General features: G+C 45.2%; 12 protein-coding genes and 1 riboswitch. Of the genes, 3 read left to right on the top strand and 9 right to left on the bottom strand.

The genetic code is table 11. The features are described from left to right. Positions 1-53: 53 nt before the first annotated feature. Genes A9E74_RS03855 through A9E74_RS03845 form a run of 4 tightly spaced genes read right to left on the bottom strand, consistent with a single transcriptional unit; the run spans position 54 to position 5179 of the window. Positions 54-353 carry a DUF2149 domain-containing protein gene (locus A9E74_RS03855; RefSeq protein ID WP_069295340.1) on the bottom strand — a complete coding sequence of 100 codons (300 nt, stop codon included), beginning with the start codon at positions 351-353 and terminating at the stop codon, positions 54-56. Then, entirely contained in the window at positions 346-792 is a 447-nt protein-coding gene (locus A9E74_RS03850; protein ID WP_069295339.1) for a MotA/TolQ/ExbB proton channel family protein, read from the bottom strand. Before A9E74_RS03850 ends, A9E74_RS03855 begins: the two co-directional genes overlap by 8 nt. Next, positions 792-1382 (bottom strand): cobaltochelatase subunit CobN, encoded by a 591-nt coding sequence (locus A9E74_RS14905; RefSeq protein ID WP_218104284.1) that lies wholly within the window; start codon positions 1380-1382, stop codon positions 792-794. The genes A9E74_RS03850 and A9E74_RS14905 overlap by 1 nt, the downstream gene beginning before the upstream one ends. After that, a complete protein-coding gene (locus A9E74_RS03845) occupies positions 1340-5179 on the bottom strand; it encodes a cobaltochelatase subunit CobN (RefSeq protein WP_218104283.1) in 3840 nt (1279 codons plus the stop codon). The genes A9E74_RS14905 and A9E74_RS03845 overlap by 43 nt, the downstream gene beginning before the upstream one ends. Before the next feature lie 102 nt (positions 5180-5281). Further along, positions 5282-5528: riboswitch (cobalamin riboswitch) on the bottom strand. A gap of 192 nt (positions 5529-5720) precedes the next feature. On the opposite strand from A9E74_RS03845, the gene A9E74_RS03840 reads away from it, so the two are divergent. Both A9E74_RS03840 and A9E74_RS03835 read left to right on the top strand, forming a co-directional pair. After that, on the top strand, positions 5721-6299 hold the full coding sequence (locus A9E74_RS03840) for a LemA family protein (protein ID WP_069295338.1): 579 nt from the start codon (positions 5721-5723) through the stop codon (positions 6297-6299). 2 nt (positions 6300-6301) lie between these two features. After that, the gene (locus A9E74_RS03835) at positions 6302-7333 is read left to right on the top strand and encodes a M48 family metalloprotease (RefSeq protein ID WP_069295337.1); all 1032 of its coding nucleotides are present in this window, start codon (positions 6302-6304) and stop codon (positions 7331-7333) included. A gap of 40 nt (positions 7334-7373) precedes the next feature. Here A9E74_RS03835 and A9E74_RS03830 read toward each other — a convergent pair whose 3' ends face one another. From A9E74_RS03830 to A9E74_RS03820, 3 genes are all read right to left on the bottom strand, one after another. Continuing rightward, complete coding sequence (locus tag A9E74_RS03830; protein WP_069295336.1) at positions 7374-8429, bottom strand: calcium/sodium antiporter; 1056 nt, start codon at positions 8427-8429, stop codon at positions 7374-7376. Positions 8430-8518: 89 nt separating this feature from the next. Next, positions 8519-11038, bottom strand: a complete 2520-nt coding sequence (gene secD / locus A9E74_RS03825) for a protein translocase subunit SecD (RefSeq protein WP_069295335.1) — start codon at positions 11036-11038, stop codon at positions 8519-8521. Positions 11039-11085: 47 nt separating this feature from the next. Beyond that, the gene (locus tag A9E74_RS03820; protein WP_069295334.1) at positions 11086-11481 is read right to left on the bottom strand and encodes a hypothetical protein; all 396 of its coding nucleotides are present in this window, start codon (positions 11479-11481) and stop codon (positions 11086-11088) included. Between the two features lie 77 nt (positions 11482-11558). On the opposite strand from A9E74_RS03820, the gene A9E74_RS03815 reads away from it, so the two are divergent. Then, positions 11559-12530 carry a glutathione S-transferase family protein gene (locus A9E74_RS03815; RefSeq protein WP_069295333.1) on the top strand — a complete coding sequence of 324 codons (972 nt, stop codon included), beginning with the start codon at positions 11559-11561 and terminating at the stop codon, positions 12528-12530. A gap of 130 nt (positions 12531-12660) precedes the next feature. Here A9E74_RS03815 and A9E74_RS03810 read toward each other — a convergent pair whose 3' ends face one another. Both A9E74_RS03810 and A9E74_RS03805 read right to left on the bottom strand, forming a co-directional pair. After that, complete coding sequence (locus A9E74_RS03810; RefSeq protein WP_069295332.1) at positions 12661-12963, bottom strand: hypothetical protein; 303 nt, start codon at positions 12961-12963, stop codon at positions 12661-12663. A 113-nt stretch (positions 12964-13076) separates the two neighbouring features. After that, positions 13077-14123 carry an NAD(P)-dependent alcohol dehydrogenase gene (locus A9E74_RS03805; protein ID WP_069295331.1) on the bottom strand — a complete coding sequence of 349 codons (1047 nt, stop codon included), beginning with the start codon at positions 14121-14123 and terminating at the stop codon, positions 13077-13079. Positions 14124-14403 lie beyond the last annotated feature (280 nt).

The raw sequence follows: 14403 nt of genomic DNA, 5'->3' as shown, positions 1-14403 counted from the left end.
GGCTGAGCGAAAATCTTTTGTTTAGATTCTAAAAGATCAACAACCCAAAAAAATCACTCACCAATTAAAATCAGCTTGCCGGTTTGGGGATCACGATATACCTGACCAACCGCTTCATAGCCACTACCATCCTGCATTTGTTGCTGCATATTGTCGGGCAGTTTTGGCAGTTCTTTACCGAGAGTGATCTCCTGCGGCTGTACTTCAAAGTGCTCCTGTAAATCAGTGCTGAACGCGACCAGTGCTGCGATTAGCCCACAGGCAAATACCAGCACAATATCAATTAGATTGGCTAATGGACCCAATGGATCTTCATCGGTATCCAGAAATGAACTACGCCGCCATTTATCCATTTTGCTGTTCCAACTGAGTTAAAGCCGCGTCATACCAACGCCGACGCATACGGCCAATAACAAAGCCGATCATGCCAGCCAATAAACCAATAACCGTGGTATCAAACGCCACTGTCATCGCCGTTGTCAGAATGCTTAGTTGTCCTTCGCCTAATGCGGCAAGACCTGGACCTAGAGGAATCAATGTCCCCATCAAGCCAAGCATTGGTGCTAGACGAGTAATAAAATCTGCTCGTTCAATCCGACGTTTGCCAAGTGCAATGAGCGATGCACTGTCCAGTTGTTTTGTCAGACGGGCAATTCCCCAAAAACGCTCGCCAATGGCGATACCGGTTTCATATACAGCCAGCCCGACAAAAAACAATAAAGCCCAGACCACCGGGGTTAATAACAGTCCGGTCAGCTGGTGCATCAATTCCAGTGAAAAGTGTGGATACATTACATAGCTCCTTTACGACCACGCCATAAACCGGCTGCGACAATTACTGATAATGCCAGTAACGTCCATAACCAAAGCAGATTTTTATCGTTCGAGTTTGAGTCAGCACCTTGATCAACTTTATCGTTTTGCTGGCTATCATCCTGATTTAACTGTAATTCCTGGATATGCGTCGGTGACGATTCGAGCTCTGAAGTTTGCATGCGACTACGTGCCAATACGGCTTCTAAAGCTTCAGCCGTATCCGCATCAAGCTGTGATTTCACAAAATCATACATTGGATGATTGGCATGGGTATGACCACTGCCGGGAATGCCTTTTTTAATAATATTGGCAGCAAACTGTTCGGCTAATTGTTTTTGCGTTGCCAGATCGGCATCCCAGAAGCCTTTATCAATGGCAACCAACATCACGGCTAAAATATTGGTTTGCACATGTTGCTGATGGCTATTACTGAGAAATTCATCCAATCCCAATTGCAGGCTGTCATCTACATACACCGCTTTAACTTCTTCCCAGACCTGATCGGTAATGATCTCTGGGCTGGTCACCTGCCAACCCCAAAGATATTCAATAAATTCACTGCCCATGGTGCGGGCACCGGCATAGCTTCATTCATCAACGGTTTAATCCATTGTGAATTCAGATAACGAGCACGCAATTCACTGAGCAGAGCTTGTGGCAGATTATCGATTCGCAGGTTATCGTCATTACTGTGATTAATCACCGCGCTGCCAGGTTGCTGGCCACTGACTGTTTCCACCGCCAGATTAAAACCGCCGAGATAATCAAATGCATCATTGTTATCCATCAGACCGTACAGATTACTGGCCCGTCCCAGAAAAGTCTGTGAAACCCCGGCAAGTTGCTGTTTGAACAAGTCTGGTTGCGATTCACCCTGCAGACCACTGCCATAGGCATGAGCCATACGTTTGATAAACACATCGGCCAGTTCACTGCGATCCTCCCAGGCCGAAGATCGTTCAACCAGACGATTAATGCCAGCACCATAAGATCCTGGTGCGATGCCAAATACACGAAGGCTGGTTTCACGACCTAATTGTGCCGGATCGAGATCCGGTTGCTGTGCCAAACGTTGTCTGGCTTCATTAACCCAATTTGATGCCACCAGATTTTTATTCAAAGCTTCCTCGCCACCTTGTTGCCATTCGCCTAACGGTTGCAGAGCTGCTTTAAGCGCAATGGCCAGAGCAGGGTAATCACGAATAATCAGATCACGACTGGCATCCAATGCCAACAAGCTGGCTTTATCGAGCAATACCAGATGTTCCCCATATAAATCCCTGAATAGACCTGAGGTGGTAAACAGCACGTCCAGCCGCTGCGGTTGTTCCTCATTTAATGGCAGACGCTCAAGACCTTTGATAATGCCCCGGCTATTCCATATCGGGCGGACACCCAGCAGCTTCATGCCAAAAGCAATCATTGCACCTTCATCACGCACCGAATCAGAGGCCCAGAGAATGACGCCTTGTTTATTGCGATCGCCAACTTCATGACCTTCAATATTGCCTTTTTCGCCAGCCAATACCGGCGCAGCCAGTTGCTGACCAATATCAAAACCCACACGGGTCGGCAGTAAACTGCCATCCAACGCATAAAAATTTCGCCCGGTGGGCAGTGCATCGGGTGTGCGGATCGGATCATTGCCTTTACCTGGTGAGATAAATCGCCCATTCAGACCATTCAGTAAGGCGTCAATTTCAGCAGCAGGAGATATTTGTAATCTCTGATATATCTCATTGCGTTGTTGTTCGCTGGGCTCGGATTTATCCAGCATTGAATTCATCATGGTATCCAGACCTTCAGCTGACCAGTCACGACCAAATACATGCAATCCCAATGGCATAAAGGTTTCCTGAAAATGCGTCAGATAATGACCGACTTCATGCAGCAAAAAATCATCATCAATTTCTTCAAAACCGGCACCACGGACTTGCAGCTCTTCATCCATGCTGGCGATTAATTCATCGCGCAGACCCATGGTTTCGATTTGCTCACGTAAGGTGACAATAGCGCGATAACGTGTGGCTTTGTCTGAAGCGGCTTCAGCGCTTTCAATCAATTGACGTAGTTGCAAAAGATCGTCATACAGTTCAGTGACGGCAAGCGGGGGAGTCAAATGATCAATGATAACCGCCTGACCACGCCGTTTAGCTTGAATGCCTTCCCCGACGCCATCAACGATATACGGATAAAGACCTGGCACATCCCCAGCGATAATAGTGGGGTAATCATCTTCACCCAGACCTACACTGCGTTTGGGTAAAAACTCATAGGTTGAATGTCGACCAACATGCACCATGGCATCAGCATTAAACGTCGACTGAATATAGTGATAAAACGCCAGATATTGATGTGGCGGTGGAAAGGACATATTGGCATGTAACAGTTCTTCATGGATCTCCCAACCGCGAGGTGGTTGCGGACCGATAAACACATTGCCAAATTGCACACCGGGAATCAGTAGTTGATTATCCCAGACCATCACTTTGCCGGGGATTTCGCCCCAGCCACGAATACCTTCAATCTGCATTTCCAACAGAGCATTATGTAATGATTCGCTATGTTGCCAGTCAGGCTTTTTACCTTGAGCAGCAGCTTCGATGATCTGCTGATAATCCTGTTCCAGCTGAGTTAATAAATCCAATGCCCGACTGCGGCCGGGATGACGCAAACCATCCAGCGCGTGGTGAATATCGGTCGTGGTTTGCTGCATAAATGCTGAAAGTAACTGCAGTCGAGACTGCCGAATGGTTACATTTTCCAATGTCAGAGCCTGCTCAATGGCATCACGCATCCGCTGCTGTAATACTGCCAAAGGACCATCAATCATTTCGGCCTGAACAGTTGCCGGTAACTGCTTGAACCAGTGTTGATAATCATCCGCTGTCATGGTGTTGGCGACCTGGGACATCGCTGATAACGCTTCAGCGTCTTCAGGTAAATTCACCCCTTGAAGTTGCAGCAAATCAAGCAAAGCCTCAGCGTCTTTGGGTAATTCACCGGTCTGATAACCTGCGTTTTTCAGACCATTCAATATTTCCAGCAGACTTTCAGGCACATTCAGATTGTCAGCACCAATATTATGTCTGCCCGGTGGATGGTTGTAATACACAATGGCGACACGTTTATCAGCGTTGTCTTTTTGTTGCAGATCCAGCCAGCGTTGCATGCGCTGTGCCTGAAGGTTTATATGTTCTTTAATTGGCAGACTTTGAGTCAGCTGGGCCCCGGTTTGTTGGTCAATCTTTGCAGGCTCAGTTAACGCCAGAATCTGCGGTTGGCTGACACCTTGCAACTCAGGCATGGCAATCCGGTAATGAATTGAATCACGTGGAATGCCTTGTGCAGAAAGGGCATAGTCAACCTCATTCAATTCATTCAGCCGAACGCCTTTTAATACCGGAACATTCAGTTCAGTAAATAATTGTTCAACCTGCTCACGACCATCACCGCCACCAATCACAAAATCCTGTAAAGAAACGATTCCCCATGGTGTGATTGGCAAAGATTCATTCATTACCTTTTTAATAGTCTGAATCGCGGCAACACTGGGTTCGCCCCAGGCTGCCAACACCGATACACATTGGCTATTTAGCGCCTGACAATACTGTTGATGCAATTGCCATTCGCCCGTTAAATCACCGGTATCATGATCGACCAACCAGACAACAGGATTTGTTGCATCAAGTTGTTTGACTAGTTCATCTGGACTGAGCCATTGAGTCTTATCCTCGTTATGCAAAGCAAAGCGTAAAGCCCCGACAGGTTGCAATTCAGTTTTTATATTGCCATCGCTTAGCAACATTTCCAGCAGACTTCGTGAATTCTCCGTGGAACGATTTACCCAATAAGCACGCGCCTGCAACCAGTTAACATATTCCGGATAGCTGGCTTGCAAAGCCTTTAAGTCATCTGCTGAACTTAATGATGCTTTCTCGCTAAGTACTTGTTCAGGAATAGATCGTGTAAGTGGATCACTGTTTAATGCTGTGAGTCGCTGATCACTATGTAAAACATAGCGTTTTTGTGTAGTGTTGTATTGACGTGCCAGTAAACGCTCAACCGGATCACCAAATACGCCAACCATTAATAAGCTGCCGCTGCTATCGATTAATTTCTGCAACTCATTGTCATTTACAGCATTAAGCTGACTGACAGTGCGGATTTGAATATTTGCATCGGACTTTTGTTGTAATAATTGATGCGCTCCTGAGACCAAAGTTGACGCAGAGCGATCAGAAACAATAACCGTGACGTTGGGTTCATTCGCATAAACATCAGCCAACACCAGAGAAAACATTAAAACAAACAAAAATACAGGTCGAAAAAGACGCGAATCCGAATAAAACATATAAGACATAATCCATCCTGCCGCAGTAAAAGCAGCTACCAGTGAGGTAAATAGCGGGCAGGGGACAAGTATGAGTGTAATCTCGGAAACGTTCAGGCACCCCGCCACGACTCCATTATTTAGCTTCGGGCCGGTCTCCGGACTTACAGCTTAGCCATAAATGGCGGCATTTCTCGTCTTCCCATACTGTTTGAGTACAGTGACTGTCGATCTATCAAGCAGATAGCGACCAGAGCAATGAAATAACTGTTTACCGTTGCGGGGGCAGTACAGGAATAACCAAATCAATGACGCACCTGTTTCCCGTTTAACCTTTATCACATGTTGTAATAAAGGCACCTGAAACTGCCAGCGATAATACAGACAAATGGTAATCAGTCAAACCAGGCGATATTGGTAGTAATACATTAATGAGACTGATCGTGACATTGAGATAGTATTTTGCTGAACGTTAATGGCCCTTAGCTTTCATAGTCAGTAAGCTGTTTGATACTGTGGGTTATCTAAATTGATAACCAATCATTACGTTAAATTAAAAAAGGAGAGAAATATGGAATGGGTATTACTGGCCATCGTGGGGCTACTGATTTTATATGTCATCATTGAATACAATAAATTAGTCCGGCATCGCAATATTTTTCAGAATGCATTCAAACAGATAGACGTAATGCTTAAACAACGTCATGACATGATTCCGCAGTTGGTCAACACCGTTAAAGGCTATGCTAAACATGAGCAGGAAACCCTGACGGGTGTCATTGAAGCCCGTAATCAGGCAGAAAAAATGCGCGGCCAAATTGACTCGGGCGATGCCACATCCATGCTGGCACTTGGACAGGCAGAAGGGTTATTGGGTAAAGCGATGGGCGGTATTTTTGCTTTATCAGAAGCGTATCCAGATCTGAAAGCCGATGGTGCTTTCCGTGATTTGATGGAGCAGTTGACCAGTATTGAAAACAAAGTCGCAGCATCACGGCGTGGCTATAACAATACCGTACTGGAATATAACAATGTGCTGGAAACCTTTCCAACCAATATTCTGGCGAATATGTTCAGTTTTACGCGTGCATCAGAGCTGGATTTTGATGACCGTGAAGCTATTCAGAATGTGCCAAAGGTTGAGTTTTAATCATGGCTGAAATGAGCAGCTATCAATTAGGCGCCAATGCTCGAAAACAAAGTCGGCTGATGATGGCAATGTTTATCTTTTCAGTTGCCTTAATTGCCACTGTAATTGCTGCCCTGGCATCGGTCAGGTTGCCATCTGAAACCATGAATCAGTCCGCACAGGTCATCGTGGACTGGTATTTATTTGGCTGGGTTGCAACTGGCGTAGCGACGGTGATTGTCTTAACGTCTGTTTGGAAAATGCTCAGCATGGGCGGTGACGGAGTAAAAGTTGCTCAAAGCCTGGGTGCAACCGACGTAAATGATGAAACCAATGATCCGTTAATTACCCGTTATAAAAATATCGTTGAAGAAGTCGCTCTGGGTGCCAGCATGCCTGCACCGCATATTTTTGTGCTGGAAAATGAACCTGGGATCAACGCTTTTGCAGCAGGCAGTTCCCCCGATAAAGCCGCTATTGCTGTTACTCGTGGCGCTTTAAAAATATTGACTCGTGATGAACTTGCAGCGGTAGTTGCCCACGAATTTGCCCATATCCGCAATCTCGATATGCGGCTTAATCTGCGGGTGATCGGCCTAATTCATGGATTAATGGCTTTGTATGTATTGGGACGGATTCTGATGCATTCCGGAGGTCGCGGCGGCAAAAATGGGGGAGCCCAGTTAGCGTTGATTGGTATTGCACTGATCCTGTTGGGATTATTAGGTGCATTTATGGGTAAGGTCATGCAGGCAGCAATTTCTCGCCAACGTGAATATCTGGCCGATGCAGACGCCACGCGCTTTACCAGTGATCCTGACTCTCTAGCCGGCGCTCTGAAAAAGATAGGCAGTCTGAGTCAGAAAGACGCTAATGCAACCGTACATGATGAGTTGGAAGAGGCCAGACATATGATGTTTGCTGAACTTTCAAACAAAATGTCCGGATTACTCTCCACCCATCCGCCTTTGGTCAAACGAATACAAGCCTTGGATCCTAGTTTTGACCCGGAAATTCAAGGTTGGCCGACAGTGGAAATTAACGAATCTACATAATTACCAGTCTTGTATTTGGACGTTTTTAAAATGATCTGCATCACTTATATCGTCGGCGTAATAAATCATTGATCAGGCAAAGAAATACATAAAACCCAACCAGTGGGCCTACTCCATAAATCAGACCGGTTTGTAAATCTTGTAAGTAGGGCAGTGATAACGCTATCGCGATGGTAAACCAGACGTAGGCCACATATAGCACCAGGAATAAAAAGCCCTCGAAACGGTTTAAGGTACCGCCAAGAAAGAACAATGGCAGACATAACACAGCCACCGCGACCATCACCGGAACATCTATTTGCATTAACTGCTCGCTGGCTATTAATGGCATAGGAGAGATCAAGCCGGATAAGCCCAGCACTGCCAGAATATTAAAGATATTGCTGCCCACTACATTGCCGATGGCAATATCGCGTTCACCTTTGATGGTGGCAATAATAGACGTCATAACTTCTGGTAACGAAGTGCCGGCAGCCACAATGGTTAAGCCAATTACTGCTTCGCTGACACCAAATGATGAAGCAATAGTGACCGCACTTTGCACTAACCAGCGTGCGCCGAGCACCAATAAAGCCAAACCAACAACAATAAGCAATAAATTCTGCCATGTTGGGGCAGGCTTTTCTGTGGTTACTTCGCTTGAATCAATACCGGTTTTTTTGCCTTGATAGAACAAGAACAACGTATACAAAACTACTCCCAATACCAGCAAAGCTGCTTCCAACTTGCCGATGGTGCCATCCTGAATCATCCATAAACCAAGCAAACTGACCCCAATCATGATCGGTACATCCTGACGAATCAGTTGTTGAGAAACTATCAGGGGCATAATCAAAGCTGCTAAGCCCAATATAAACAGAATATTAAAAATATTACTGCCTACAACATTGGCAATGGCCATCTCGGCTTGACCGGAAAAAGCGGCTTTGACACTGACGGCTAATTCGGGTGCACTGGTGCCAAATGCCACTACTGTCAGGCCAACCACAAGTGCCGGAATACCAAAACTGGTTGCTAAACGTGAAGCACCTTTAACCAGCAGCTCTGCACCGACAATCAGCAATACTAATCCTGCTGCTAACATTAACCAGGTCATCTTTTTGTCCTTAAGTGAAGCTTTATGGTGAAAGTCGTCACCATAAAGCTTATTTTAATTAATCACTTACAAAGTAAAGCTGAATTTATTTACATAATAGCATCCAGTTTCTTTTGCATTTCTTCGGCTGATGGACGCAGCTGTGACAGTCCCTTACGCATACGGTGTTGTCCCATCCAGAACACAATTGGTGCAGCGATAAATACCGATGAACTGGTGCCAATCACAATGCCGAATAACATCGGCAAAGCAAAGCTGGCCACCGCACTACCACCGGCAACGGCCATTGGGATTAATGCCAGAAAAGTGGTAACCGAGGTAAAGACCGTACGAGTTAATGTAGAAGTAATACTTTCATTGAGCAATTCCAGCATCGGTTTATCAGGCGTTAACCGCAGGTTTTCCCGCACCCGGTCAAACACCACCACCTTGTCATTTACCGAATAACCTATCAATGCTAACAAAGCGGCCACCGCTGTAAGGTTGAATTCCACCCCGGCCAGCACAAAAAAGCCAATGGTTTTGGTCAAATCCAGACCAATCGTTAATGTCGCCGCTAAGGCAAAGTGATATTCAAACCGAATCCACAGATACGCCAACATACCGAGCCCTGCAAAAACAATGGCCAAGATAGTCGCATCTTTAAAATCACCACTGACTTTTGGACCAACCATTTCAACGCGTGGAAAACTCGCATCGGCCGATATTTCCTGTACCGCTGATTTGATATTTTCAACAGGTTCACCGCTAGCGACTTGTTCAGCACCTTCCATTGGCAGGCGAATTAGATAATAGTCATCATCGCCGAACTCCTGAATCGAAGCCTGAGCAAAACCTTTTGCTTGCAAGGCATGACGCACCTGTTCCACATCAGTATTGGGGGCTTGCACTTCCATCACCGTGCCACCACTGAAGTCGATGCCGTATTTCAATCCAGGTTGGAAAAATAAACCAATCGCTGCTAAAGACAAGATGGCTGAAGCGGCAATACCGACAAACCGACCCCGCATAAAATCAATCTTGCTGCTACTGAGTCGATCCAGCGCTTTGATGCCGGAAATACTGAGTAAATCCTGTTTTGGCATCCGCTTAACCCGCCATTCCATCAATAAACGAGTGAATGAAATAGACGTAAACATTGATGTAATAAGGCCAATCGCCATCGCCACGGCAAAACCACGAACCGGGCCACTACCAAACATAAACAGCAAACTAATTGCTATCAATGAGGTGATATTGGAATCCAGAATCGTACTGTAAGCGCGTCTGAAACCGGCATCCAAAGCAATCAGGGCACGTTTGCCTCGACGGGTTTCTTCGCGGATCCGTTCGTTAATCAGAATATTGGCATCAACAGCCATACCGATACTCAGAATAATCCCAGCAATACCTGGCAGGGTTAGCGTTGCGCCTAATACACTCAAAACGCCAAAAATCAGACCGATATTGAGTGTCAGGCTCAGACTGGCAATAAGTCCCCAAGTGCCATAAATCGCCAGCATAAACACCAACACCAATATGGCACCAATTACACCGGTAGTAATACCCATCGAAATGGAGTCACTGCCTAAATCTGGTCCGACCGTGCGTTCTTCAATCACATTAAGTGGAGCAGGCAGGGCACCGGCACGTAACAAAAGTGCCAGTTCATTTGCTTCAGAAACAGTAAATGAACCACTGATTTCACCACGACCACCGGCAATTACACTGCGGATAACCGGGGCAGTAATGACTTTATCATCCAATACAATCGCAAGGGAGCGGCCGATATTGTTCTTGGTCATTTCGCCAAATAGTCGAGCACCTTCTTTATCGAGCTCAAAACTGACCACTGGCTGGCCATTTTCCTGACTGAATACCAGATTGGCATCTTTGATATGCTGACCTTCAAGTGCTACCCGTTCTTCCAAAGTATAGACTTCACCTTCAGTCATACCCTGAGCTTTGATGACGCCGGACGATTCTGCATTCGCTGCCCAATGAAAGGTCATTTTGGCGGTAGTACCCAGCAGGGTGCGGATATAACTTGGATCATCAACGCCAGGCAATTGCACCAGAATGCCGTCACTGCCTTGTTTGGTAATGGTCGGATCCACCAGGCCACTCTCATTAAGACGTTGTCTGACCACCTTCAAGCTGTGCTCAACGGCATCTTTAGTGAGTTTTTCACTATGCGCTTTGGTTGGAGTAATGGTGAGTTTATTTGCCTCATCATCAAGCGAGAACAAAGCCAGTCCGCCTTTGGGATCTTTAATAAAAGTCCGCACAAGCTGTTTGATATCCGCTAACCGGCTAGGATCTTTCGGTGTGATGACCAGATGGTTTTTCGATACAGAAATTGGCTGAATAAAGATGCGTTTTTCGCGTAATGCATCGGTGATCTGTTCGGCTAACTGCTGATGATCGTTGAGTTGTAAATCATTGGTATCCACTTGCATTAGCAAATGGGAACCACCACTCAAATCAAGACCTAATTGAAAGGTATTGTCAGTAAACCATGAAGGTAAATGTTGTGAAGTTGATGTTGGCAACACATTAGGCAATGCACTGAGCAGGCCCACAATAATAATCAGGCTGAATACAACAGCCCGTGAAACGAATGAACGCATACATAATCCTCGAAGAAAGCTTCGTTAAACAAAAAGTTTTAAAAGGATTATTGGTATGGTGGGGCTCGATTGAGAGGTAAATGATATTTGTCATCGCTGAAAATCAACAGCGCCAAATAATGCAAATCCACCGCATGCAGTAATGCTGCGGCAGCAAAATTGAATTCGGATGAATAATTTAACCAGTGCTGTTCGTTATCACCGTCACCTGAAATCGGTGAAGCCAGATTTTTGATATCCAGCAATGAACGGAAATGATCACGATGATTAGCTAAAGTAAGCTGATTAAACTCAGCGACAAAACCGGAATTGGTTGAAACAGTTGCCTGACGGAAATCTACCCAGCCGGCAAAGGCCAGACTATTAAGCAACAACAGCAATACGGACAGCTGCCAGAAATTGGCAGGGCGCTGGTCAAGCTGCTGTGTTTGGAGATGTTTCATGAACTTATTCGCAATTAAGTGCACAAATTGTGAGCTTCGCTAATAAAACAGTCAAATCTATTTAAGGAAGGTAACGCATGGGTTTATTAATGGAAGGCCAGTGGGTCGATCGCTGGTATGACACCGATTCCAATCAAGGAAAATTTGTTCGCAGTAAATCGCAATTCCGCAATTGGATCACCGCCGACGGCACTGCCGGGCCAAGTGGAGAAGGTGGTTTTAAAGCGGAAGCTGGTCGTTATCATTTATATGTTTCTCTGGCCTGCCCCTGGGCGCACCGCACCCTAATTTTTCGTAAGCTGAAAGGTCTGGAGCAGATGATTTCATTATCTGTAGTTAATCCGTTAATGCTGGAACATGGCTGGACGTTTGATTATGCAGAAGGAGTGATTGAAGATCCGTTACATCAGGCGAAATTTCTGCATCAGGTGTATACCGCAGCCGATCCAAACTACAGTGGACGAGTAACGGTACCGGTGTTGTGGGACAAACAGCAAAACACGATGGTCAGCAACGAATCTGCTGAAATCATTCGTATGTTTAACAGTGCGTTTGATGCGATTGGTGCCACAGCGGGGGATTATTACCCGGTCAATTTAAGAAACGATATCGATGCTATCAATGATGAAGTCTATGACAACATCAATAACGGTGTTTACAAAGCAGGTTTTGCCACTACTCAACAAGCCTATGAAGAAGCTGTTTATCCTTTATTTGAAGCCCTGGATAAGGTTGAACAGCGCCTGAGCAAAAATCGCTATTTAGTTGGCAATGATTTGACAGAAGCCGATTGGCGTTTATTTACGACTTTGATTCGCTTTGATGCGGTGTATCACGGCCACTTCAAATGCAATCTGAAACGCATTGAAGATTATCCGAATACTGCTGAATACATTCGTGAGCTATACCAATGGCCCGGCGTTGCAGAAACCGTCAATATGCAGCACATCAAAGACCATTATTATCGCAGCCATAAAACGATTAATCCCACAGGCGTAGTTCCGGCGGGACCGATTTTAGATTTCGACAGGCCACATCAAAGAAGCTAGTCAATAAATAGTGGCAAGATAAAACATCACAGCGGCATCAATAAAACCAAAAGCAATAATGCCGATAACCAGATAATGCCAAAAAGTCAGTTTAGTTTTCATACAAGTTCTTTAATGTACTGTTAAGTCATTATTCTTGTTGAGAAATACAGCCATCATAGGTTTGTTTTTTAAAATCATCGATGGCTTTCTGTTTGCCCTCATTGGTGTCTTGCACTGGCTCTTGATAGGCACTCAACAATAAACCCCGAGTCACGTTGCCCATGGCGTTTTGAATGGCTTCGTGAATTGGCGTATTCATTTGGCGAAACAACATATACGAACCGGCTTTACTGGCCCATTCTTCACAGACCTGTTCTTGTTCTGCCTGAACAGCAAAAGCATTGAACAACAACATCCCGCCCAACCAGAGACTTACTGTTATGTGTTTCATTCACAAATCCTCATCGATGATGCAGTGAATTTACCGTTATCAAGATGAAGATTTCGTCAAATTAAATGCAAAAGGTCAGCATGAAGCTGACCTTTTATCAGAAAGTGTTTAATTTAAGCAGAAAGAGATGCCATATCAATCACAAAACGATAGCGAACATCAGACTTCTCCATCCGTTCAAACGCTTCATTGATCTCATCCATTTTGATCATTTCGCATTCCGGCAGAATGTTCATTCGTCCACAAAAATCCAGCATTTCCTGAGTTTCGGCAATTCCGCCAATCAACGATCCAGCAATGCGACGACGCCCAAAAATCATTGGTGCGGTATTGGGTCCTTCAACTGGGCCGATTTGTCCGACTAAAACCAGCGTGGCATCGTTATCCAATAAAGGTATGTACGGATTTAAGTCATGGTTCACTGGAACCGTATCGATAATCAAATCAAAACTGGAGCCTGCAGCGGCCATTGAATCTTCATTTTTGGAGACCAGAAATGCGTGTGCACCCAGGTCTTTTGCATCCTGTTCTTTACTCGGTGAAGTGCTAATGACAGTAACATGTGCACCCAATCCAACTGCCAACTTAATCGCCATATGACCCAAACCGCCCATACCCACAACACCAACACGGCTTCCTGGGCCAACATTCCATTCTCTTAAAGGTGAATAAGTGGTAATACCCGCACAGAGCAATGGCGCGGCCAAGGCTAAATCTAGGTTTTCGGGGATACGTAAGACAAATTCTTCACGCACTACCAGATGTTTTGAATAGCCACCCTGCGTGATATCACCGGTAATGCGATCTGGTGAACCATAGGTCAAGGTAAAACCATTACGGCAATACTGCTCATGATCGTTATGGCATTCATCGCAGTCTTGGCAGCTATCCACCATACAACCCACAGCCACGTTTTCACCTGGTTTGAATTTGGTCACCGCAGAGCCAACCTCGATAACCCGACCAACAATCTCATGGCCTGGAACGACGGGATAAATTGATCCACCCCAATCATTTCTCGCCACATGCAAATCTGAATGGCAGACGCCGCAATAGAGGATTTCTAACGCAATATCATTGGCACGTAGTGCACGACGTTCAAAGGTTAAGGGTGTTAATGGGGATTCAGATGAGTTTGCTGCGTAGCCGATGGTTTTCATGGAAATCTCCTGATTAAAAGGAAGTGATTAGGGTAGTGATTCAAAATGTAAAATGAAAACGTTTTTATATTTCTTACATCCAGAATACAGCCAAGTGGATTAACTTATTATTAAATTGATTTCAAACTAAGTTATCACATCAATATTTACTGAATTACTGATGGCACTATGAATGTCTTCGTCCGGTAAGTTTTAATTTCACTATATAAATTTTATATAGATCTTATAGTTTTATTTTGTAAGTCAAAAAATTCCCGCTCTAAAGCCGCATTCCCATTGA

The organism is Methylophaga muralis (genome assembly GCF_001720165.1).
GTDB lineage: Bacteria > Pseudomonadota > Gammaproteobacteria > Nitrosococcales > Methylophagaceae > Methylophaga > Methylophaga muralis.
This window is presented reverse-complemented; position numbering and strand designations above follow the sequence as displayed.

Bases quoted from the DNA above. Each gene is read 5' to 3' on its own strand.
- A9E74_RS03805 (WP_069295331.1), bottom strand. From the start codon at position 14,123: ATGAAAACCATCGGCTACGCAGCAAACTCATCTGAATCCCCATTAACA.
- A9E74_RS14905 (WP_218104284.1), bottom strand. From the start codon at position 1,382: ATGGGCAGTGAATTTATTGAATATCTTTGGGGTTGGCAGGTGACCAGC.
- secD (WP_069295335.1), bottom strand. From the start codon at position 11,038: ATGCGTTCATTCGTTTCACGGGCTGTTGTATTCAGCCTGATTATTATT.
- A9E74_RS03845 (WP_218104283.1), bottom strand. From the start codon at position 5,179: ATGTCTTATATGTTTTATTCGGATTCGCGTCTTTTTCGACCTGTATTT.
- A9E74_RS03840 (WP_069295338.1), top strand. From the start codon at position 5,721: ATGGAATGGGTATTACTGGCCATCGTGGGGCTACTGATTTTATATGTC.
- A9E74_RS03820 (WP_069295334.1), bottom strand. From the start codon at position 11,481: ATGAAACATCTCCAAACACAGCAGCTTGACCAGCGCCCTGCCAATTTC.
- A9E74_RS03835 (WP_069295337.1), top strand. From the start codon at position 6,302: ATGGCTGAAATGAGCAGCTATCAATTAGGCGCCAATGCTCGAAAACAA.
- A9E74_RS03815 (WP_069295333.1), top strand. From the start codon at position 11,559: ATGGGTTTATTAATGGAAGGCCAGTGGGTCGATCGCTGGTATGACACC.
- A9E74_RS03810 (WP_069295332.1), bottom strand. From the start codon at position 12,963: ATGAAACACATAACAGTAAGTCTCTGGTTGGGCGGGATGTTGTTGTTC.
- A9E74_RS03855 (WP_069295340.1), bottom strand. From the start codon at position 353: ATGGATAAATGGCGGCGTAGTTCATTTCTGGATACCGATGAAGATCCA.
- A9E74_RS03850 (WP_069295339.1), bottom strand. From the start codon at position 792: ATGTATCCACACTTTTCACTGGAATTGATGCACCAGCTGACCGGACTG.
- A9E74_RS03830 (WP_069295336.1), bottom strand. From the start codon at position 8,429: ATGACCTGGTTAATGTTAGCAGCAGGATTAGTATTGCTGATTGTCGGT.